General features: G+C 51.1%; 22 protein-coding genes. 21 read left to right on the top strand and 1 reads right to left on the bottom strand.

The window, feature by feature from the left end; genetic code table 11:
• Positions 1 to 9 precede the first annotated feature (9 nt).
• The 13 genes from H6A13_RS04880 to H6A13_RS04940 all read left to right on the top strand — a co-directional run bounded on the left by H6A13_RS04880 (position 10) and on the right by H6A13_RS04940 (position 11485).
• Complete coding sequence (locus H6A13_RS04880) at positions 10 to 1425, top strand: oxaloacetate decarboxylase subunit alpha (RefSeq protein ID WP_204908496.1); 1416 nt, start codon at positions 10 to 12, stop codon at positions 1423 to 1425.
• Positions 1426 to 1552: 127 nt separating this feature from the next.
• Positions 1553 to 2479 carry a MurR/RpiR family transcriptional regulator gene (locus tag H6A13_RS04885; protein WP_204908497.1) on the top strand — a complete coding sequence of 309 codons (927 nt, stop codon included), beginning with the start codon at positions 1553 to 1555 and terminating at the stop codon, positions 2477 to 2479.
• Entirely contained in the window at positions 2472 to 3707 is a 1236-nt protein-coding gene (locus H6A13_RS04890) for a BaiN/RdsA family NAD(P)/FAD-dependent oxidoreductase (protein ID WP_204908498.1), read from the top strand. Before H6A13_RS04885 ends, H6A13_RS04890 begins: the two co-directional genes overlap by 8 nt.
• A gap of 45 nt (positions 3708 to 3752) precedes the next feature.
• Positions 3753 to 4430: a (d)CMP kinase gene (gene cmk / locus H6A13_RS04895; RefSeq protein WP_204908499.1), complete on the top strand. Its 678-nt coding sequence runs from the start codon at positions 3753 to 3755 to the stop codon at positions 4428 to 4430.
• A 142-nt stretch (positions 4431 to 4572) separates the two neighbouring features.
• A complete protein-coding gene (locus H6A13_RS13485) occupies positions 4573 to 4677 on the top strand; it encodes a hypothetical protein (RefSeq protein WP_338043012.1) in 105 nt (34 codons plus the stop codon).
• Positions 4658 to 5755, top strand: coding sequence for a 30S ribosomal protein S1 (gene rpsA, locus H6A13_RS04905; protein ID WP_204908500.1), 1098 nt, complete (start codon positions 4658 to 4660; stop codon positions 5753 to 5755). Before H6A13_RS13485 ends, rpsA begins: the two co-directional genes overlap by 20 nt.
• Positions 5756 to 5968: 213 nt before the next feature.
• Positions 5969 to 7288 (top strand): electron transport complex subunit RsxC, encoded by a 1320-nt coding sequence (gene rsxC, locus H6A13_RS04910; protein ID WP_204908501.1) that lies wholly within the window; start codon positions 5969 to 5971, stop codon positions 7286 to 7288.
• Between the two features lie 102 nt (positions 7289 to 7390).
• A complete protein-coding gene (locus tag H6A13_RS04915; RefSeq protein ID WP_243416502.1) occupies positions 7391 to 8278 on the top strand; it encodes an RnfABCDGE type electron transport complex subunit D in 888 nt (295 codons plus the stop codon).
• Positions 8278 to 8862 carry an RnfABCDGE type electron transport complex subunit G gene (locus tag H6A13_RS04920; RefSeq protein WP_204908503.1) on the top strand — a complete coding sequence of 195 codons (585 nt, stop codon included), beginning with the start codon at positions 8278 to 8280 and terminating at the stop codon, positions 8860 to 8862. Before H6A13_RS04915 ends, H6A13_RS04920 begins: the two co-directional genes overlap by 1 nt.
• 11 nt (positions 8863 to 8873) lie before the next feature.
• Positions 8874 to 9590 carry an electron transport complex subunit RsxE gene (gene rsxE, locus H6A13_RS04925; RefSeq protein ID WP_204908504.1) on the top strand — a complete coding sequence of 239 codons (717 nt, stop codon included), beginning with the start codon at positions 8874 to 8876 and terminating at the stop codon, positions 9588 to 9590.
• 11 nt (positions 9591 to 9601) lie between these two features.
• On the top strand, positions 9602 to 10177 hold the full coding sequence (locus H6A13_RS04930; RefSeq protein ID WP_204908505.1) for an electron transport complex protein RnfA: 576 nt from the start codon (positions 9602 to 9604) through the stop codon (positions 10175 to 10177).
• Positions 10178 to 10190: 13 nt separating this feature from the next.
• Positions 10191 to 10982 carry an RnfABCDGE type electron transport complex subunit B gene (locus H6A13_RS04935; RefSeq protein ID WP_204908506.1) on the top strand — a complete coding sequence of 264 codons (792 nt, stop codon included), beginning with the start codon at positions 10191 to 10193 and terminating at the stop codon, positions 10980 to 10982.
• Positions 10983 to 11017: 35 nt separating this feature from the next.
• Positions 11018 to 11485, top strand: a complete 468-nt coding sequence (locus H6A13_RS04940) for a hypothetical protein (RefSeq protein ID WP_204908507.1) — start codon at positions 11018 to 11020, stop codon at positions 11483 to 11485.
• A 115-nt stretch (positions 11486 to 11600) separates the two neighbouring features.
• On the opposite strand, the gene H6A13_RS04945 is transcribed toward H6A13_RS04940, so the two are convergent.
• Positions 11601 to 12587 (bottom strand): FAD:protein FMN transferase, encoded by a 987-nt coding sequence (locus H6A13_RS04945; RefSeq protein WP_204908508.1) that lies wholly within the window; start codon positions 12585 to 12587, stop codon positions 11601 to 11603.
• 110 nt (positions 12588 to 12697) lie between these two features.
• Here H6A13_RS04945 and H6A13_RS04950 point away from each other — a divergent pair, with 110 nt between their 5' ends.
• The 8 genes from H6A13_RS04950 to H6A13_RS04985 all read left to right on the top strand — a co-directional run bounded on the left by H6A13_RS04950 (position 12698) and on the right by H6A13_RS04985 (position 20757).
• Positions 12698 to 13069 carry a NusG domain II-containing protein gene (locus H6A13_RS04950; protein WP_204908509.1) on the top strand — a complete coding sequence of 124 codons (372 nt, stop codon included), beginning with the start codon at positions 12698 to 12700 and terminating at the stop codon, positions 13067 to 13069.
• A gap of 14 nt (positions 13070 to 13083) precedes the next feature.
• Positions 13084 to 13575 (top strand): Gx transporter family protein, encoded by a 492-nt coding sequence (locus H6A13_RS04955; RefSeq protein WP_204908510.1) that lies wholly within the window; start codon positions 13084 to 13086, stop codon positions 13573 to 13575.
• Between the two features lie 8 nt (positions 13576 to 13583).
• Positions 13584 to 14198: a Holliday junction branch migration protein RuvA gene (gene ruvA / locus H6A13_RS04960; protein ID WP_204908511.1), complete on the top strand. Its 615-nt coding sequence runs from the start codon at positions 13584 to 13586 to the stop codon at positions 14196 to 14198.
• Between the two features lie 14 nt (positions 14199 to 14212).
• Positions 14213 to 15220, top strand: coding sequence for a Holliday junction branch migration DNA helicase RuvB (gene ruvB / locus H6A13_RS04965; protein WP_204908512.1), 1008 nt, complete (start codon positions 14213 to 14215; stop codon positions 15218 to 15220).
• A gap of 65 nt (positions 15221 to 15285) precedes the next feature.
• Complete coding sequence (locus tag H6A13_RS04970) at positions 15286 to 15699, top strand: cell division protein ZapA (RefSeq protein ID WP_204908513.1); 414 nt, start codon at positions 15286 to 15288, stop codon at positions 15697 to 15699.
• Between the two features lie 51 nt (positions 15700 to 15750).
• On the top strand, positions 15751 to 17907 hold the full coding sequence (locus H6A13_RS04975) for a U32 family peptidase (protein ID WP_204908514.1): 2157 nt from the start codon (positions 15751 to 15753) through the stop codon (positions 17905 to 17907).
• 8 nt (positions 17908 to 17915) lie between these two features.
• On the top strand, positions 17916 to 19388 hold the full coding sequence (locus H6A13_RS04980) for an FtsW/RodA/SpoVE family cell cycle protein (RefSeq protein ID WP_204908515.1): 1473 nt from the start codon (positions 17916 to 17918) through the stop codon (positions 19386 to 19388).
• Positions 19303 to 20757: a peptidoglycan D,D-transpeptidase FtsI family protein gene (locus H6A13_RS04985; protein ID WP_338043014.1), complete on the top strand. Its 1455-nt coding sequence runs from the start codon at positions 19303 to 19305 to the stop codon at positions 20755 to 20757. Before H6A13_RS04980 ends, H6A13_RS04985 begins: the two co-directional genes overlap by 86 nt.
• The last annotated feature ends 37 nt before the right edge of the window (positions 20758 to 20794 follow it).

Raw genomic sequence — 20794 nt, forward strand, 5'->3', positions numbered from 1 at the left:
GAATAGACAATGGCAGAGATAGAAAAGAAACCAATTAAAATTACAGAGACCGTCCTTCGGGACGCGCATCAGTCTCTGATCGCCACCCGTATGACGACGGAGCAGATGCTTCCCATCGTGGAGAAAATGGATCAGGTAGGTTATCACTCCGTAGAATGCTGGGGCGGTGCGACTTTTGACGCTTCCTTGCGTTTCCTGAAGGAAGATCCCTGGGACCGTCTGCGCAAGTTCCGGGATGGTTTTAAGAATACAAAGCTGCAGATGCTGTTCCGCGGCCAGAATATTCTGGGATACCGTCCCTATGCAGACGACGTGGTAGAATATTTCGTAAAAAAATCCGTGGCAAACGGAATTGATATCATCCGTATCTTTGACTGCCTCAATGATCTTAGAAATCTGAAGACGGCGGTCAAGGCGGCCAATCAGGAAAAGGCAGAGGCCCAGGTGGCGCTTTCCTATACACTGGGCGATGCTTATACCCTGGACTACTGGGTGGATAAGGCAAAGAAGATCGAGGAGATGGGAGCTTCTTCTATCTGTATCAAAGATATGGCAGGCCTTCTCCTTCCCTACACGGCCACAGAACTGGTAGGCGCACTGAAAGAAGCGGTAGATCTTCCGATCCAGCTTCATACCCACTACACCTCCGGCGTGGCTTCCATGACGTATTTAAAAGCCGTTGAAGCAGGGGTGGATGTGATCGACACCGCCATGTCTCCCTTTGCGCTGGGAACCTCTCAGCCGGCTACCGAGGTTATGGTGGAGACCTTTAAGGGAACGCCTTATGACACTGGCCTGGATCAGAAGCTGCTGTCCGAGATCGCGGATTATTTCCGGCCGATCCGGGATGAAGCGCTTGAGACCGGCCTTCTGAATCCCAAGAACCTGGGCGTAAACATCAAAACACTGTTGTATCAGGTGCCGGGCGGCATGCTGTCCAACCTGACCTCCCAGTTAAAGGAGCAGAACGCAGAAGACCGGTACTACGAAGTGCTGGAGGAAGTTCCAAGAGTCCGCAAAGACCTGGGCGAGCCGCCGCTTGTCACACCGTCCTCCCAGATCGTGGGAACACAGGCCGTGATGAACGTGCTGATGGGCGAGCGCTACAAGGTGGCGACCAAGGAGACCAAAGACATCTTAAGCGGAAAATACGGAGAAACCGTAAAACCGTTTAACGAAGAAGTGAAGAAAAAAGTGCTGGGAGACGATGCTGAGGTCATCACCTGCAGGCCTGCAGACCTGATCCCGGATGAGATGGACACCCTTCGAAAAGAATGCGAACAGTACGCACAGCAGGACGAAGACGTATTGTCCTACGCACTGTTCCCGCAGGTGGCCACAGACTACTTCAAGTATCGGCAGGCACAGCAGACAAAAGTCGACGAAACCATCGCCGATACAGAAAACGGAAACTATCCGGTGTAAGAAACGATTTTATTGCTGGGGACGGGGGATTTCTGGAAATCCCCCGTCCCCATTTGCTGCTTGAATATTCGGCCGCCAGGATTTATAATGGAGAGGATTTTAGAGGAGAAAAGGATAGGTTTGTGTCATGGGAAGCAAAAACGAGTTACTTCAAAAAATTGACGAGAGGTATCTTGGGTTCAGCAAGGGCCAGAAGAAGCTGGCTGACTTTATCCGGGAGGAATATGATAAGGCGGCGTTTCTGACGGCGGCCAGGATGGGGGAAGAAGTGGGCGTCAGCGAGTCCACGGTGGTCCGCTTTGCAACGGCTCTTGGCTATCATGGATACCCGGATTTTCAAAAGGCGCTTGGCGAGATGGTGCGGACAAAGCTGAATTCCATCCAGCGGATGGAGGTTACCTACGGGCGGATCAGCCAGGGGGAGATCCTGGAGACGGTCCTTCAGTCTGATATTGAAAAGATCAAACTGACCATGTCGGCGATCGACCACGATGCGTTTGAACTGGCGGTAGAGACGCTTCTTAAGGCAAGGAAGATTTATGTGATCGGAATCCGAAGCTGTGCGCCGCTGGCGCATTTTCTGAGTTTTTACCTGAATCTGATCTGTGATGATGTGACTGCGGTCAGCACCAACAGTTCCAGTGAGATCTTTGAACAGCTGATCCGTATCGGCGAGGATGACGTGATCATCGGGATCAGTTTTCCGAGATATTCCATGCGGACCCTGAAGGCCCTGGAGTTTGCCAGCAGCCGCAAGGCCAAGGTGATTACGCTGACAGACAGCATTCATTCGCCGATGAATCTGTATTCTTCCTGCAACCTGATCGCAAGAAGCGATATGGCGTCCATTGTGGACTCCCTGGTGGCGCCGTTAAGTGTGGTCAACGCCCTGGTGGTAGCCCTGTGCATGAAAAAGCAGGATGAAGTCATCACCAGACTGGAGACGCTGGAGAAGATCTGGGACGAGTATCAGGTGTACAGCAAAGACGAGATGAACCTGGTAGGAGACAGTGTGGAAATGAATGGCGTGAAGGAAGAGGAGGACCATGAGTAAAGTCTTGATCGCAGGCGGCGGGGCCGCCGGAATGTATGCGGCAGTCACGGCCGCAGCGCTGGGACATAAAGTGGAGCTGTTTGAAAAAAACGACCGGCTGGGAAGGAAGCTTTTTATAACCGGAAAAGGCCGGTGCAACCTGACCAACGCCTGCGATATGGAGGGGCTTTTCGACGCGGTAGTGACCAATTCCAAATTTTTATACAGCAGCTTTTACGGCTGCACCAATCAGGATGTGATCGACTTTTTCGAACATGCGGGGGTCCGGACAAAGATCGAACGGGGCGAGCGCGTATTCCCGGCTTCTGATCATTCTTCGGATGTGATCCGGGCACTGGAAAGAGAACTGGAGAAAAATGGTGTGAAGATCCGGACAAACTGCCCGGTAAAAAAGGTCCGCATTTCAGAGGAGCAGGTGTTTTTAGGATATGAACTGGAAAACGGTTCTTTTGTGGAAGGAGACGCCGGGATCGTCGCCACAGGCGGACTTTCCTATCCGTCTACAGGATCTACGGGAGACGGGCTGCGGTTTGCAAAAGAACTGGGCCATCAGGTGACAGAGTGCCTGCCGGCGCTGGTGCCCATGGAATGCAAAGAACCCTGGGCGGCAGAGCTGCAGGGGCTGTCTCTTCGGAATGTCCGGGCCAGGATCCTGGACGGGAAAAAAGTTCTGTATGAAGAGTTCGGGGAAATGTTATTTACCCATTACGGGGTCAGCGGGCCATTAATGCTGACAGCCAGCAGTTTTGTGGGAAAGCGGCTTAAGAAAAAGGAACTGACTCTGGAAATCGATCTGAAACCGGCGCTTACGGATGAGCAGCTGGATCACCGGATCCTGCGGGATTTTGAAGAAAATAAGAACCGGCAGTTTAAAAATGCTCTGGGAAAATTATTTCCTGCGAAGCTGATCCCGGTCATGGTTTTTTTAAGTGGGATCGATCCGGAGAAAAAGGTCAATGAGGTGACCAGGGAAGAACGGCAGGCCTTTGTCCGCCTGATCCGTCATCTTCCCCTGACGCTGACCGGCCTTCGGGATTACCGGGAAGCGATCATCACCAAAGGCGGGGTCAGTGTAAAAGAAGTGGATCCGGGCACCATGGAATCAAAGCTGGTGAAAGGTCTGTATTTTGCGGGAGAAGTGCTGGACCTGGATGCGGTAACGGGCGGGTTTAACCTGCAGATCGCCTGGTCCACCGGCTGTGCGGCCGGACGGGGGATCCCGGTATAGAACAGCCGCAGACATTACATATAGAAGAGGAAAAGAGGACAGAACATGGGATTTAATGTAGCGATCGACGGGCCGGCAGGAGCCGGAAAAAGTACAATAGCAAAGCTGGTGGCAGAAAAGGAGCAGTTTATCTATGTGGATACCGGAGCCATGTACCGGGGGCTTGCCGTCTATTTTCTGGATCACGGGGTTTCCCCGGAGAACGAAGGAGAACTGGAAAATGCCTGTGAAAAGATAAAGATGGATATCCGCTATGAGAACAAGGTGCAGCAGGTTTATGTGAACGGAGAAAATATTACCGGAAGACTCCGGGAAGAGGCCGTTGGCAATATGGCTTCTGTGTGCGCGGCAGTACCGGTGGTCCGGGAAAAGCTCCTGGAACTGCAAAGAGAACTTGCGGCGGCCCAGGATGTGATCATGGACGGCAGGGATATCGGCACCTGTGTGCTTCCGCAGGCAGACTTGAAAATATTCCTTACAGCCAGCGTGGAAACCCGGGCCAGGCGGAGATATCTGGAATTAAAGGAAAAAGGCGTCGCATGTGATCTGGAAGAGATCGCAGCCGACATAAGAGAGAGGGACGAGCGGGATTCCACCCGTAAGACCGCTCCTTTAAAACAGGCGGCAGATGCGGTTCTGATCGACAGTTCAGATCTCTCGATCGAAGAAGTGGTGGCAGTGATCGCATCCCTGTGCAGAGAGAAGAGAAAAACCCCGAATTGAAAAAAAACAAAGATTTTGTTGAAATAATCTACAAAAAGGGGTATGATATAGTTGTTTTAAACAAAATCTGTAATGCGAGAAAAGGAAGGCAGTAAGGCCTGTGAGAATACGTACTTATATACAGACACTTGACGATTTGGATATGAATCAATTAAGGTCCGTGGAAACAGTAGGTATTACAGCAGGGGCATCCACGCCCAAGAAAATAATTGAGGAGGTTCAAAGCAATGTCAGATTTAACTTTTGAACAGATGTTAGAGGAGTCTTTTAAGACTATCAGAAACGGCGAGGTCGTAGACGGTACCGTCATCGACGTGAAGCCGGATGAGATCATTTTAAATATAGGATACAAGGCAGACGGTATCATCACAAGAAGTGAGTATACCAATGATTCGAATGCAGATCTGACCACGATGGTGTCTGTAGGAGATACTTTAACAGCAAAGGTGCTGAAGGTGAATGACGGAGAAGGCCAGGTGCTTCTGACCTACAAGCGTCTGCTGGCTGAGAAAGGCAACGAGAGACTCAAAGAGGCTTATGAGAATCATGAAGTGCTGAAAGCTCCGGTTACCCAGATCCTGGGCGGCGGTTTAAGCGTAGTCGTAGACGAGGCCAGAGTCTTTATTCCTGCAAGTCTGGTATCTGATACTTATGAGAAAGATCTTAGCAAATACCAAGATCAGGAGATCGAGTTTGTGATCAGCGAGTTCAACCCAAGAAGAAACCGCGTGATCGGCGACAGAAGACAGCTTCTGGTTGCAGAAAGAGCAGAGAAGCAGAGAGAACTGTTCGCAAAACTGCAGGTTGGCGACAGGATCGAAGGAACCGTTAAGAACGTAACAGATTTCGGCGCGTTCATCGACCTTGGCGGAGTAGACGGCCTGCTTCACATTTCCGAGATGTCCTGGGGACGGATCGAAAATCCGAAGAAGGTATTCAAGGTTGGCGAGCAGCTGGAAGTCCTGATCAAGGATATCCACGATACCAAGATCGCATTAAGCCTGAAGTTCCCGGAGACCAATCCGTGGGCAAATGCAGAAGAGAAGTATGCGCCCGGAACAGTGATCGAAGGCAAAGTGGCAAGAATGACAGATTTTGGCGCTTTTGTAGAGCTGGCGCCCGGCGTGGACGCACTTCTCCATGTATCCCAGATCTCCAAGGCTCATGTAGACAAGCCGTCTGACGTACTGAGCGTGGGACAGGAGATCACCGCTAAGATCGTAGATCTGAATGTGGATGAGAAAAAGATCAGCTTGAGCATGAAAGCACTTGAGAAAAATACGGAAGAAGCAGCAGAGCAGCATGAAGCAGAGGAAGAAGAATAATCAGTCTGATTTTGTAACAAAACATATTTACAATTTCTATAAGTGCAATAGAGAGAATAGATAGAGGCATCAGTGCCTCTATCTTTTTTGTGTGTTAAAAAACAGACAAGATGTTTGTGGAAATATACAAAGAAAAACCACGAATTACTGGAAAATCTGTGGATTTTCTTGTATGATAGAAAATAGAGTAAAAAGGAAGGAAGGATTAAAGGGATGGCATTGTTAACATTTAAAGGTGGAATTCATCCTGACGACGGCAAAGAGCTGGCGAAGCATAAAGAGATCGTTGAGCTGAAGCCGAAGGGGGATCTTGTCTACCCGGTATCCCAGCACATCGGCGCGCCCGCAAAGCCGGTTGTGGAAAAGGGAGATCATGTTTTGAAAGGGCAGATGATCGCAGAAGCAGGCGGTTTTGTGTCTGCTCCTGTTTATGCGTCTGTTTCCGGGACAGTGAAATCCATTGCCCCGCACCTGAACCCTACGGGCGGAACAGTCAACAGTATCATCGTGGAGAACGATGGAGAATATGAAGAAGTAGAATATCCGGAGGTAAAGCCTCTGGAGGAGATGACAAAAGAAGAGATTCTGGAGACCATTGGAAATGCCGGTATCGTCGGCATGGGCGGCGCCGGATTCCCGACCAGAGTCAAGCTCTCTCCAAAGGAGCCGGACAAGATCGACTATGTGATCGCAAACTGTGCAGAATGTGAGCCTTATATCACGGCAGACTACCGCACCATGCTGGAGATGCCGGAGAAGCTGGTGGGCGGTATGAAGATCGTCCTGAAGCTTTTTGATAACGCGAAGGGAATCTTCGGCGTGGAGGACAATAAGCCGGATTGTATCGCAAAGCTGAAAGAACTGACCAAGGACGAGCCGAGAATGGAAGTCCTGGCCTTAAAGACCAAGTATCCTCAGGGCGGTGAGCGTCAGCTCATTTACGCCACTACCGGACGGGCGATCAATTCCGCCATGCTTCCGGCAGACGCAGGATGTGTGGTAGACAACGTGGCTACGATGGTCAGCATCTACCAGGCGGTAGCGGAAGGAAAGCCTTCCATGGAGCGTATCGTGACGGTAAGCGGCGACGCGGTCAATGAACCGGGCAACTTCAAGGTGCCTTTTGGCATCAGTCATGCGGAACTGGTAGAGGCGGCAGGCGGTTTCAAGACGGAACCGGAAAAGCTGATCTCCGGCGGACCGATGATGGGATTTGCCATGGTATCACTGGATGTGCCGGTGACAAAAACGTCTTCTTCCATCCTTGGATTTACAAAGGATGAGGTGGCAAAGTTTGAACCGACGGCATGTATCAACTGCGGACGCTGCGTAGAAGCCTGTCCGAGCCGGCTGATCCCGTCCAGACTGGCAGATTACGCAGAGCATCATGATGAAGAGAAGTTCGTGGCGCACGAAGGGCTTGAATGTATGGAGTGCGGCTCCTGCAGTTATGTCTGCCCGGCGAAGCGCCAGCTGAAGCAGGCGATCGGTTCTATGAGAAAGATTGCACTTGCAAACCGCAAGAAAAAATAAGAAAAAGAATGAAGAGGAAGAGGTGAACCAAACGTGAGTGAGATCAAATTAAAAGTATCGTCTTCACCACATATCCGTTCCAAAATAACCTCAGGCAATATTATGCTCATGGTAACCATCGCACTGTTGCCGTCAGCCGTTTTTGGGGTATGGAACTTCGGACTGTCAGCGCTTATTATGCTGATCAGCACAGTAGCCGCCGCGGTCCTGACTGAGTACATCTATGAAAAACTGATGCATAAAAAAGTAACAGTAGGAGATTTCAGTGCTGTTGTAACAGGTCTTCTGCTGGGACTGAACATGCCGCCTTCAGCTCCCTGGTGGATGGGCGCTCTGGGAAGTGTGTTCGGTATCCTGATCGTAAAGCAGCTTTTCGGAGGACTGGGACAGAACTTTATGAACCCGGCTCTTGGAGCAAGATGCTTCCTGCTTTTATCTTTTACCGGTCCGATGACCAGCTTCGTCTATGACGGAGTGACAGGTCCGACTCCCCTTGCCTATGTGAAGGAAGGAGCCATGGACCAGATCAATACGCTGGATATGATGATCGGTACGATCCCCGGAACCATCGGTGAGACCTCCGTGATCGCCATCATCATCGGAGCGATCTTCCTGATCCTGATGGGAGTGATCGACCTTCGGATCCCCGGCACCTACATTGTAACCTTCGTGATCTTTGTCGGGATCTTCGGCCATGTGGCACATCCGGAGATCGGATTTTTCGATCCCCAGTACATCACCGCTCACCTGTGCGGCGGCGGTCTGATGCTGGGCGCGTGGTTTATGGCAACAGATTATGTTACCTCCCCGATCACGCCGAGAGGGCAGATCGTATATGGTATCATACTTGGCGTTCTGACCGGACTGTTCCGTATCTTCGGCGGATCCGCAGAAGGCGTTTCCTACGCGATCATCATCAGTAACCTTCTGGTTCCGCTGATCGAGAAGGTTACTCTTCCAAAACCATTTGGTAAAGGAGGAGAAAAATAATGAATAAGATCATCAAAAATACTATCATACTTACGGTGATCACGCTGGTTTCCGGTCTCTTACTGGGATTGGCTTATGAGGTCACCAAAGATCCCATCGCCCAGTCTGAGGAAAATGCGAAAAGAGAGGCATGGCAGGCAGTATTCCCGGATGCTTCCGAAGATGCGTTTGAGCAGATAGATGTGGACCAGGATATTGCGGCTTCCGTGATAAAGGATCTGGGAATCTCCGCAACGATCGATGAAGTCTGCACTGTGGACGGCGGAGACACCGGATATGTGATCACTGCTACAGACGGCGAAGGCTACGGCGGAGATATCCAGGTGACTGTGGGGATCACGGCAGACGGAACCGTCAGCGGCGTATCCTTCCTGTCCATCAGCGAAACTGCCGGCCTTGGCATGAAGGCGACGGAGCCCTCCTTCTATGAGCAGTATGTAGGCGTACAGGCAGAGCAGTTCTATGTATCAAAAGACGGCGGCCAGGGCGAGCCGATTGACGCGTTAAGCGGAGCCACCATCACAACCAGGGCAGTGACCGGCGCGGTAAATGCGGCGCTTGGTTATTTCCAGAATGCGTTTTAGGAGGTGCTTCGATGAATTCATGTTTTGAAAGATTAAAAAATGGTTTGATAGATGAGAACCCGATCTTCGTTCTCCTGTTAGGTATGTGTCCCACGCTTGCGGTCACAACCTCAGCAGTGAACGGTGTCGGCATGGGACTTTCTACAACAGCGGTTCTGGTTATGTCCAATATGCTGATCTCCATGCTGCGTAAGATCATTCCGGATTCTGTCCGGATGCCGGCCTTTATCGTGGTCGTTGCTTCTTTCGTAACGATCGTGGACTTCCTGATGGAAGGTTTTACACCGGCTCTTTATGATTCACTGGGATTATATATCCCGCTGATCGTTGTAAACTGTATCATTCTTGGACGTGCAGAGAGCTATGCTTCCAAGAATCCGGTGCTTCCGTCCATCTTTGACGGCCTTGGCATGGGACTTGGATTTACCGTGGCTCTGATCGCCATCGGTCTGGTCCGCGAGATCATCGGTGCAGGCCAGGCGTTCGGCTATCAGCTTCTGCCGCTTGCAGATGAAGCTGCAGGAAAAGGCGGATACGTTCCGGTGACCATCTTTATCCTGGCGCCCGGTGCATTCCTGGTACTGGCTGTGCTGGCTGCGATCCAGAACAAGGTAAAGATCAATCTGGAAAAGAAGGGCAAGGATGCTTCCAAGATCCAGTCCGGATGCGGCGGCGACTGCGCGGCCTGCGGCGGATGTGCATCTACGTCCGGTAATGGGAAAGAATAGGAGGAGGAAAAATGGGAGATTTGATTTTAATTGCAGTCGGTTCTGCACTTGTAAGTAATGTCGTGCTCAGCCAGTTCCTCGGAATCTGTTCCTTCCTTGGCGTATCCAAAAAGACAGAGACCGCCGTTGGAATGGGCGGAGCGGTTATCTTTGTTATCACGCTGGCATCCCTGGTGGCCGGACTGTTGTATCAGTTTATTTTACAGCCTCTGGGATTTGATTATCTGAATACGATCGTATTTATCCTGGTCATTGCGGCCCTGGTACAGATCGTAGAAATGTTCCTGAAAAAATTTGTTCCGTCTCTTTACAATGCGCTGGGCGTTTATCTGCCGCTGATCACCACCAACTGTGCGGTGCTTGGCGTGGCGCTGAACAACGTGCAGGATGAATACAACATCCTGGAGAGCGTGGTAAACGGATTTGCCACAGGCGTCGGCTATCTGATCGCTATCGTGCTGCTGGCAGGCATCCGTGAAAAAATGGAATACAATGACATTCCGGAATCCTTTAAGGGAATACCGATCGTGCTGGTAACATCTACGCTGATGGCGATCGCGTTCTTTGGATTCTCCGGACTGATATAGGAGGAAGAGAAGTATGAGTATAACAGGTATTATTCTGGCTGCAGTCATTGTAGGCGGTACCGGATTATTCATCGGTATTTTCCTCGGACTGGCAGACAAGAAGTTTGCGGTAGAAATTGATGAAAGAGAAGAACAGATCCTGGGCGTGCTGCCGGGAAATAACTGCGGCGGCTGCGGCTATCCGGGATGTTCCGGTCTGGCGGCTGCCATCGCGGCCGGAGAAGCGCCGGTGAACGCCTGCCCGGTAGGCGGAGCGCCGGTAGCGGCAAAGGTTGGAGAGATCATGGGCGTTGACGCCGGAGAGCAGGTAAAGGAAGTGGCATTTGTCAAATGTGCCGGAACCTGCGAGGTGGCAAAACAGACCTATGAGTATGAAGGACTTCATGACTGTATCATGATCAATATGATGCAGACAAACGGACCCAAAGGCTGCAAGTACGGCTGTCTTGGCGAGGGCTCCTGTGTACAGGCCTGTCAGTTTGACGCGATCCACGTAGTGGACGGCGTGGCAGTTGTAGATAAGGACGCCTGCAAGGCCTGCGGCAAATGTATTGACGTCTGCCCGAGACATCTGATCGAACTGGTACCTTATGAGCAGAAACATCTGGTACAGTGCAGTTCCAAAGATAAGGGCAAAGACGTAATGAGCGTCTGCTCCGTGGGATGTATCGGATGTAAGATGTGCGAGAAGGTCTGCCAGTTTGACGCAGTTAAAGTGGTAGATAATATTGCTCACATCGATCCTGAGAAATGTACCGGATGCGGCGCCTGCGCTGAAAAGTGTCCGAAGAAGATCATTATGTAAATATCGGAAAGAGAATGGAGAGGGGGTTCCCGTTTATGAATGAGAATCTTGATAACAAGTACAGCCCGGAAAATGCGGAGCATACAGAGAATGCAGAGAACCGGCAGTATACAGATCCCAATGCCGGGGCAGAGCAGAACCAGTATCAGGGAAATTATTACTATGACGCTGGTCCGGATCCGGCAAATCAGCAGTATCAGCAGAACTATCAGTATCAGCAGCCCTATCAGCAGTATCAGCAGAACTATCAGCCCGGATATGATCCGGGAATGGATCAGAAGCCGCTGAGTATGGGAGAGTGGATCCTGACGATCCTGGTTATGATGATCCCCTGTGTGGGCCTGATCCTTTATCTGATCTGGGCTTTTGGAAAAACGGGAAATGTGAACCGCAGAAACTACTGCCGGGCTTATCTGATCATCTATGTAGTGATCCTTGCGATCTCCATCGCTTTTATGGCGATTTTCGGGGCCGCAGTATTTTCCGTAGGAACAACCTATTAGAAACAAAAATAAGAACCCAAAAAGAGACATCCTGTATCATGGGTGAGGGTAATGAAAGTGCCTTTTATTTTTACCATGATCCGGAATGTCTCTTCTTTTTTATTATAACAGATAATTATTGTTTGTGTTGAAAATTTTTTGAGTAGTGGATCTCATTATCATTTGTGATAAATACGGCGTCTACATTGTCCAGCTGGTTCACCAGGTTCATGCCTTTTTCATAGCCGAGCAGGAAGCAGGTGGTGCTTAATGCGTCTGCGGTCAGCGAAGAATCGGTAATAATGGACACACTGTAGAGACTGTTCTCACAGGGGGATCCGGTTGCAGGATCCAGAATGTGATGGTAGATCTTTCCATCCTGTTCAAAATACCGCTGGTAGATGCCGGAGGTTACGATCGACTTATTGGAAAGCTTTACGGAAGTAATAGGCGTTCCGCTTTCGTCAAAGGGTTTCTGGATCCCGATGTTGTAATCGGTGCCATCCGGCTTGGAGCCCATGGCTACGATATTTCCTCCAAGATCGATCATGGCGTGGTCAATGCCTTCCTCTTCCAGATAATCTCTGACCCGGTCGGCAATGTAGCCTTTGGCGATGGCGCCCACGTCCAGTTTGGCCTGCGGATCCAGGAGCCGGACAGTATTGTCCCGGATCAGGATATTTTCATAGTTGACATGGCTTACCGCATCTGCGATGGCGGCAGCGTCAGGAACGGCCGGCGCATCGGACTTAAAATCCCAGAGCGCGGATACAGAACCGATGGTAATATCAAAGGCGCCGTCTGACATCTCGCTGTAATAGATGCCTTTCTGGATCAGCTTGATGGTCTCCTTGGAAACCTCTACGGCCGCGCCTCCCGCATTGTTGATCATAGAGATCTCGCTGTTTTCATTGGTTCTGGAAAACATGGCGTCATATTTTTTACAGAGCTCTTCGCACCCTTTCAGGACGGATTCATCTGCTGCGTCATAGATCCGGATATTCACTACCGTATCAAACAAAGTATCCGTATAGACCTGATCCCGTTTGGCGGACAGGCCGGAACAGCCGGACAGCAGGAGCGCAGAGGCGGCGAGCAGTGCTGTTATCTTCTTGTATCCCATAATACACCTCATTTTTATTTTTATCATTGCTATTATAGCATGACATATAGTTGAAGGCAAAGATTTGTTGTGTTAAAATAGTGGCTAGAGAAAAAATGAGGTACATGCGCATGAAGATAAACTTAGAAAAAAAAGATAAACGACTGATCGTGGTGATCGTCTGTATCGCCTTTCTGGCGCTGCTTGCCCATCTGGTCATCGGCACGGACGGAGCGGGGAAAGTGACGGTAAAAGTGAACGGAGAGTTAAAAGGAACTTACAGTCTTGCAGAAGATCAGGAGATTGAGATCAACGGGGGAACGAACATCCTGCAGATCAAAAATGGAAGGGCGGATATGACAGAGGCAGACTGCCCGGATCAGCTCTGCGTGAATCAGAGGGCGGTTTCCCGGCAGGGGGAAAGCATCATCTGTCTTCCCAATAAGGTGATCGTAGAAGTGGAGAGCAGCGAGAGCAGTGAACTGGACGCTGTGACCAACTAGGAGGAAGAAGAAGGTTGAAGAGCAGAGTTGCTTATTTTGGCGTGTTTACGGCGCTTGCGCTGATATTCAGCTATGTGGAATCCCTGATTCCCTTTCAGATGGGGATCCCGGGGGTAAAGCTGGGACTTGCGAACCTGATCATCGTAGTGGCTCTCTATAAGATGGATCTGAGAGAAACCTATCTGTTGTCGGTGACCAGGGTCGTGCTGTCTGGCTTTTTATTTGGAAATTATTTCAGTATCATCTATAGTCTGGCCGGAGGCCTTCTCAGCCTGACTGTCATGGCATGTTTAAAGAAGCGGGGCGGGTTCAGCGTGATGGGGATCAGCGTTGCCGGCGGCGTGTTTCATAATGTCGGGCAGCTTGTGGTGGCAATGCTGGTGGTCGAGACTTACAGTGTCATGTATTATCTTCCGGTGCTTCTGATCGCCGGACTGGTCACAGGATTTCTGATCGGGCTTGTTTCCAATGAGATGATAAAAAGACTGGTAAATATACAGATGTAGGAGGAGCTATGATTTCATATATCAGGGGTACCCTTGCGGCTTTTGAAGAGGATAAAGTGATCGTGGATGTGGGAGGCGTCGGTTACGGGATCTATATGTCCGGGCAGGATATGGGCCGTCTTCCGGGCGTCGGAAGCGAGGTAAAGATCCACACGTATCTGAATGTGAAAGAGGACGCGATGCAGCTATATGGCTTTCTGACACGGGACGCCCTGCAGGTGTTCCGTCTGCTGATCGGAGTCAGCGGCATCGGGCCTAAAGGAGGGCTTGGCATTCTTTCTGCCCTGACGCCGGATGATCTGCGGTTTGCGGTGATGGCAGGGGATGTAAAAGCGATCTCTGCAGCGCCGGGGATCGGGAAGAAGACGGCAGAGAAGCTGATCCTGGAATTAAAGGATAAACTGCATCTGGAAGATGCTCTGGAGCATGCAGTCATGGAGGATTCCGGTCCGGCAGCGGCTCCGGGACATATGGGAGACGCGCAGACGGACGCAGTCCAGGCGTTGGTGGCGTTGGGCTATGGCAGCACCGAGGCGTTAAAGGCGGTGCGCCAGGTAGAGTGGACCGACGGGATGGACGCAGAAGACCTGTTGAAGCAGGCTTTGAAATACATGGTATTTTAGCATAAGGAGCAGGTATGGGCAGACGAATCATTACAACAGAAAATCTGGAAGAAGACAGTAAGATAGAAAATCATCTCCGGCCCCAGCTTCTGCAGGATTACGTGGGGCAGGAAAAGACCAAAGAGACGCTGAAGATCTACATTGAAGCCGCAAAGGCAAGAAATGAGGTGCTGGACCACGTGTTGTTTTACGGGCCTCCGGGGCTTGGAAAGACCACGCTTGCCGGGATCATTGCCAATGAGATGCAGGTGAATATGAAGATCACCTCCGGGCCGGCGATTGAAAAGCCGGGGGAGATGGCGGCGATCCTGAATAATCTGCAGGAGGGCGACGTCCTCTTTGTGGATGAGATCCACCGGCTGAACCGGCAGGTGGAGGAGGTCTTGTATCCGGCCATGGAAGACTATGCCATCGACATTATGATCGGCAAAGGAGCCAGCGCCCGGTCGATCCGGCTGGACCTGCCAAAGTTTACGCTGGTGGGAGCCACCACCCGGGCGGGCATGCTGACAGCGCCTCTTAGGGACCGTTTTGGTGTGGTCAACCGGATGGAATACTATACGGTGGAGGAATTAAAGACCATTATCCTGAGATCGGCGAAGGTGCTGGAAGTAGGGATTGACGACCGGGGAGCCGAGAGCCTGGCCAGACGGTCCAGGGGAACACCGAGACTGGCCAACCGTCTGTTAAAGAGGGTGCGGGATTTTGCGCAGGTCCGGTTTGACGGCCACATTACCAAAGAGGTGGCGGATTATGCGCTGGATCTTCTGGACGTGGATAAAGAGGGGCTGGATCAGACAGACCGGGATCTTCTCCTTGCCATGATCGAGAAATTTGGCGGCGGACCGGTGGGACTTGACACTCTTTCGGCTGCGCTTGGCGAGGATGCAGGCACCATAGAAGACGTTCTGGAGCCTTACCTTCTGAAGAACGGTTTTATCCAGAGAACGCCAAGGGGAAGGGTTGTGACAGACCATGCATACCGGCATCTGGGAATTTCCCGCGAAAAAGATGAAAAATAGTTGGTTTTTACGAAGGTTTAGTTTATAATAGGTATCAAGATTACGAAAGTTCGAGGAGGCTATTCATGGCATCATCAAAAAACTATACGGAAGTACTGATCGGAGGAAAGGTGTTTACACTCAGCGGATTTGAGAGCGAAGAGTATCTGCAGAAGGTGTCTACTTACCTCAATCATAAAATCGAAGAGTGCTCAAGCAGCGAGGGTTACCGCAAGCAGAGCGCAGAGACCAGAAGTATCCTGCTGGCCCTGAATATTGCAGACGATTACTTTAAGGCCAAGAAGCAGGGAGGCACTCTGGAGAGCGACATTGAGACAAAGGATAAGGAGATGTATGATCTGAAACATGAACTGATCTCCGTCCAGATCAAACTGGAAAATGCAGAAAAGGCAATGGACAAGCTGAAAGAAGAGAATAAAGATCTTCAGATGAAGATCGTTCAGCTTGAGACCGAGATTAAGAATAATCGTAAAAAATAGGCTGTCTGTGGACAGCCTTTTTCAATCATGGCGAAAATACGGGAGTAGGATATGAGAAAACGCGATGTGGAGATCCTGGCACCGGCCGGATCTTTTGAGTGTCTGAAGGCCGCGGTCTGTGCCGGGGCGGATGCAGTGTATGTGGGCGGGAGCCGGTTTGGGGCCCGGGCCTACGCAGATAATTTTAAAGAAGCAGAATTGCTGGAGGCGCTGGACTATGTGCATCTGCACGGGCGCAAACTCTATCTGACGGTCAATACGCTTTTAAAGGAGCAGGAGATCGGTGACCTTGCAGGCTTTCTCCTGCCTTATTACCGGCAGGGTCTGGACGGTGTGATCGTACAGGACTTTGGGGCTGGGGAGCAGATCCGGAACTGTTTCCCGGATCTGGAGCTTCACGCCAGTACGCAGATGACTGTGACGGGCGCGGCGGGCGCCGCATTTTTAAAGGAACACGGGTATGTGCGGGTGGTTCCGGCAAGGGAACTGTCTCTGGAAGAGATCCGGCATATCAAAGAGGAGACCGGGATGGAGGTGGAGTGCTTTGTCCACGGGGCGCTCTGTTACTGTTATTCCGGACAGTGCCTTTTGAGCAGTATGATCGGCGGACGAAGCGGCAACCGGGGGCAATGCGCCCAGCCCTGCCGCCTGCCCTACAGCGTGGAAGGGGGAAGGAGCGGGGATCTGTTAAGTCTGAAGGATCTTTGTACCATAGATCTTCTGCCGGAACTTCTGAAGGCAGGCATCGATTCTTTTAAGATCGAAGGCCGGATGAAGCAGCCAGATTATGTATACCGGGTAACGGAGATCTACCGGAAGTATGCAAGCCTCTGCTTGCAGGGAAAAGAGGATCCGGTGTCGGAAGAGGACAGAAACCACCTGTTCCGGGCATATCAGAGGAGGGGATATACACAGGGATATTATCTCCGGCATAACGGAAAAGACATGATCTCCTTAAAAAGACCGGCAGTCCGGGAAGAGGAAGAAGGCGGGCTTCCGGAATGGAAAATACAAGAAAAAATTAATGGGAAATTCATAATTTCTCCAGGGAAACGTGTTAAACTGATACTGGAATGCAAAGATGTGCGTGCCGAGTGTGAAGGTCCTGTGCCGGAACAAGCAAAAAAACAGCCGCTTACAGCTGACAGGGTGGAAAAGCAGCTGCGAAAGACCGGCCAGACGCCGTTTGTGTTTGAGCATCTTGAGATTCAGATGGACGGGGATTTCTTCCTGCCAATGCAGGCAGTCAATGAACTTCGAAGAGAAGGGCTTCAGGATCTAGAGGACAGGATCCTGCAAACATACCGGAGAGACCCGGAGGCCGGAGAAGTGATCCCGGCAGAAGAAGACGTTCTTCTTACATCCTGCAGTGCAAAGGAAGAAAAAGATCCTGGAACCCCGGAGACGGTTCTTTCTGTCAGCGTGCAGAGCGCAGGGCAGTTTACCGAGGCGGCCGCTATGGAAGGGGTCGGAAGGATCTATGTGGACAGCCGGATCGGAAACCGTCCCGTTGTGCGAAGTGTGATGGAAAAGACCAGCGGGGAACGGGAGTATTACCTTGCGATGCCTTATATTTTCCGGGAAGACGTGGAAAAGGTTTTTGAAGAGGAATATGGAGAAAGCCTGGAAGCCTTTGACGGTGTGCTGATCCGGAACCTGGAAAGCCTTATGTGGCTTCGGAAAAAAGGCTATACAAAACCTGTCCGGGGGGATTATAATCTCTATGTATGCAACCGGGAAAGCCGAAAGTTCCTGCACAGACAGGGGCTTGCATCTGTTACCGCCTCTGTGGAGCTTCATGAACGGGAGCTGGCACAGCTTGGGATCCGGGGAGAGACGATGATCGTCTACGGTTTCCAGCCGGTGATGGTGACGGCAAACTGTATCCGCAAGACCACAGGCGGATGTGAGAAAAAAAGCGGATACCTGTATCTTTCTGACCGGTACAGGAAAAAGTTTGCAGTCAGGAACTGTTGTGAATATTGTTATAATATCATATATAATTCTGCCCCGTTATTTCTTGCGGATCAGGCGGACAAGATCCGGAGTCTTAACCCCGGAGAGGTGCGGCTTGATTTTTGCACAGAAAGTGCGGAAGAAGTAAGAGAGATCACCGGACAATACCGGAGAGCCTTTCTGGAAGGGAAACCTGTGAAGACCCCGGAGACGGAGTTTACCAGAGGACATTTTAAGCGGGGCGTAAAGTAGGTGAAAGATTGGTCAATATTATCGTTGAAGTATCAAAATATCTGATGATCATACTGATGACAGTATATACGTATCTGTGTTTCAGCATCTTCGGATTTTCTGATCCCGACCGGAAGAAGCGGCTGCTCAGGAAGCAGAATGTGCTGATGTTTGCCATTCATCTGGTGGCGTTTATGGTCATGTATCTTAAGACAGAGGATATCCGGATGCTGGCATTTTATCTGATGCAGGTGGTACTGTTTGGGGCTACTATCCTTCTGTATACGAACATTTATCCCAGAGTGTCCAGACTGGTGGTCAACAATATGTGCATGCTGTTGTGCGCCGGCATGATCATGCTGACCCGGCTGGATTATGAGAAGGCGGTGAAGCAGTACGTGATCGCCGCAGGCGCGATCGCTATCAGCCTGGTGGTGCCGGTGATTATCCGGAAATTTAAGCTGTTATCCGAGTGGAGAACTTTTTATGCGGCAGCCGGACTTTTTTCGCTGGCTATCGTAGTGGTGATCGGGCGGGTGTCCTATGGCGCCATGCTGGGATTCTCCATCGGCGGGATCAATATCCAGCCCTCGGAGCTTGTGAAGATCATTTTCGTGTTTTTTGTGGCGTCCAGCTTCAAACGGTCCCTGGAGTTCCGCAATATCGTGATTACAACAGCGGTCGCGGCGTTCCATGTACTGATCCTGGTGGTATCCAAAGACCTGGGCGCAGCGCTGATCATTTTCATTGTTTACCTGGCCATGCTGTATGTGGCGACCAGACAGCCTCTGTATGTGGTGGCGGGCCTGGGCGCAGGAAGCGCGGCGTCTGTAGCTGCGTATTATCTCTTTAGCCACGTCAGGACCCGTGTGATCGTGTGGAAGGATCCGTTTGCCGCTTACGACAACGGAGGCTACCAGGTGGCCCAGTCCCTCTTTGCCATCGGGACCGGCGGCTGGTTCGGGCTGGGACTATTCCAGGGAGAACCGGAAACGATCCCCGTGGCGGCAGAGGATTTTATCTTTTCTGCGATCGCGGAAGAGATGGGGATTATTTTCGCGCTGTGCATCATTCTGGTATGCGTCAGCTGTTATATCATGTTTTTAAATATTGCCATGCAGCTTCACAGCATGTTTTATAAGATGGTGGCGCTGGGGCTTGGAACCTGTTATATCTTCCAGGTATTTCTTACGATCGGCGGCGTGACGAAGTTTATTCCGTCTACGGGAGTGACCCTTCCGCTGGTGAGCTACGGCGGAAGCTCTCTTGTCAGTACGCTGATCATGTTTGCGATCATTCAGGGACTTTATATTTTAAGAGAGGACGAGGAAGAGACTATTGAAAGAAAGAAAAAGGAAAAGCTACGAGCAGCTCGAAGCGGACAGGAAGCTCCAAAGAAAAGAAGAAAGGCAGCAGATGTCCCGGAAAGAGCGCAAGGAAGCGGCCAGAAGAGACAAAAAGAAGTTAAAAGAAAAACGGGCAAGGAACAAAGAGTTCGCTAGAGTCACTTATTTCTTTGTCGCGCTGTTTCTGGTGATGATGGGATATATCGTGTATTTCCAGGTAAAGGAGAGCCGTGACGTCATAAGGAGTCCGTACAATGCAAGGCAGGATTCTTATGCGGACCGGGTTGTGCGGGGAGACATCACAGACCGGAACGGGAAGGTGCTGGCCCATTCGGAAGTTCAGCCGGACGGCACGGAAGTACGGCAATATCCTTACGGCAGCGACTTTGCCCATGTGGTCGGATACAGTTCCCAGGGAAAGTCCGGACTGGAATCAGAGATGAATTTTGAACTGCTGACTTCCAACGCCTTTTTCCTGGAAAAGATCCGGAATGAATTTCAGGACGAGAAAAATATCGGGGATACGGTGGTGACGACCCTGGATGCGGATCTTCAGCAGGCGGCGTCTGCGGCCCTTGGCGGTTATAAGGGAGCGGTGGTTGTGATGGAACCGTCTACCGGCAAGATCCTGGCCATGGTGTCCAAGCCGGATTATGATCCCAATGGCGTTGCAGCCAACTGGGAGACGCTGAATTCCGATCCGGACAGCGCGCTTTTAAACCGTGCGACGCAGGGGTTGTATGCGCCGGGCTCCACTTTTAAACTGGTGACAGCCCTGGAGTATATGCGTGAAAATGCCTCGTACGACAGTTACAGTTATACCTGTACGGGATCGATCCAGCAGGAGGATACGGTGATCCGCTGTTATAACGGCCATGTACACGGGACCGTGGATTTCCGGGACAGCCTGGCTTATTCCTGCAACACATCGTTTTGTAATATCGGATTGTCGCTGGATGTGGGCGGTTTCCGGGATACGGCGGAAGATCTCTTATTTAATAAAAAACTGCCTTCCGTCCTGCCCTACAGTAAGAGCAGTTTCACACTGGATGGGTCCGGAACAGCGGCAGACCGTATGATGACAGCGATGGGACAGGGCAAGACCCAGGTCAGCCCCTACCACATGGCGCTCATCACCAGCGCCATTGCCAACGGCGGCGTGCTGATGAAGCCGTATCTGGTGGATTCGGTTACGAATTATACCGGTACGGAGATCGATAAAAATATGCCGGAAGAATACCGGACCCTGCTGTCATCAGCAGAGGCGGCGGCCCTGAAGGATTATATGACCAGCGTGGTGCAGTATGGAACAGCGACCGCATTGAGCGGTCAGGCCTATACGGCCGCCGGCAAGACCGGCACTGCGGAGTACAGCTCCGACAAGGAGAAAGACCACTCCTGGTTTGTGGGAATGAGTAATGTGGACAATCCGGAACTGGTGATCAGTGTGATCATTGAAAGCTCTGACGGATCGGCGCGGGCGGTAGACGTGGCAAAGCAGGTATTTGACACCTACTATTATTAGAAGGCCGGATGGTTTCAGACGGCCGGAAAAGGAGCCG

The organism is Mordavella massiliensis (assembly GCF_016902415.1).
GTDB lineage: Bacteria > Bacillota > Clostridia > Lachnospirales > Lachnospiraceae > Merdimonas > Merdimonas faecigallinarum.

Excerpts from the sequence above, each read along its gene's own strand:
- H6A13_RS04880 (WP_204908496.1), top strand. The coding sequence starts at position 10 with ATGGCAGAGATAGAAAAGAAACCAATTAAAATTACAGAGACCGTCCTT.
- H6A13_RS04885 (WP_204908497.1), top strand. The coding sequence starts at position 1,553 with ATGGGAAGCAAAAACGAGTTACTTCAAAAAATTGACGAGAGGTATCTT.
- H6A13_RS04890 (WP_204908498.1), top strand. The coding sequence starts at position 2,472 with ATGAGTAAAGTCTTGATCGCAGGCGGCGGGGCCGCCGGAATGTATGCG.
- cmk (WP_204908499.1), top strand. The coding sequence starts at position 3,753 with ATGGGATTTAATGTAGCGATCGACGGGCCGGCAGGAGCCGGAAAAAGT.
- H6A13_RS13485 (WP_338043012.1), top strand. The coding sequence starts at position 4,573 with ATGAATCAATTAAGGTCCGTGGAAACAGTAGGTATTACAGCAGGGGCA.
- rpsA (WP_204908500.1), top strand. The coding sequence starts at position 4,658 with ATGTCAGATTTAACTTTTGAACAGATGTTAGAGGAGTCTTTTAAGACT.
- rsxC (WP_204908501.1), top strand. The coding sequence starts at position 5,969 with ATGGCATTGTTAACATTTAAAGGTGGAATTCATCCTGACGACGGCAAA.
- H6A13_RS04915 (WP_243416502.1), top strand. The coding sequence starts at position 7,391 with ATGCTCATGGTAACCATCGCACTGTTGCCGTCAGCCGTTTTTGGGGTA.
- H6A13_RS04920 (WP_204908503.1), top strand. The coding sequence starts at position 8,278 with ATGAATAAGATCATCAAAAATACTATCATACTTACGGTGATCACGCTG.
- rsxE (WP_204908504.1), top strand. The coding sequence starts at position 8,874 with ATGAATTCATGTTTTGAAAGATTAAAAAATGGTTTGATAGATGAGAAC.
- H6A13_RS04930 (WP_204908505.1), top strand. The coding sequence starts at position 9,602 with ATGGGAGATTTGATTTTAATTGCAGTCGGTTCTGCACTTGTAAGTAAT.
- H6A13_RS04935 (WP_204908506.1), top strand. The coding sequence starts at position 10,191 with ATGAGTATAACAGGTATTATTCTGGCTGCAGTCATTGTAGGCGGTACC.
- H6A13_RS04940 (WP_204908507.1), top strand. The coding sequence starts at position 11,018 with ATGAATGAGAATCTTGATAACAAGTACAGCCCGGAAAATGCGGAGCAT.
- H6A13_RS04945 (WP_204908508.1), bottom strand. The coding sequence starts at position 12,587 with ATGGGATACAAGAAGATAACAGCACTGCTCGCCGCCTCTGCGCTCCTG.
- H6A13_RS04950 (WP_204908509.1), top strand. The coding sequence starts at position 12,698 with ATGAAGATAAACTTAGAAAAAAAAGATAAACGACTGATCGTGGTGATC.
- ruvA (WP_204908511.1), top strand. The coding sequence starts at position 13,584 with ATGATTTCATATATCAGGGGTACCCTTGCGGCTTTTGAAGAGGATAAA.
- ruvB (WP_204908512.1), top strand. The coding sequence starts at position 14,213 with ATGGGCAGACGAATCATTACAACAGAAAATCTGGAAGAAGACAGTAAG.
- H6A13_RS04970 (WP_204908513.1), top strand. The coding sequence starts at position 15,286 with ATGGCATCATCAAAAAACTATACGGAAGTACTGATCGGAGGAAAGGTG.
- H6A13_RS04975 (WP_204908514.1), top strand. The coding sequence starts at position 15,751 with ATGAGAAAACGCGATGTGGAGATCCTGGCACCGGCCGGATCTTTTGAG.
- H6A13_RS04985 (WP_338043014.1), top strand. The coding sequence starts at position 19,303 with ATGTCCCGGAAAGAGCGCAAGGAAGCGGCCAGAAGAGACAAAAAGAAG.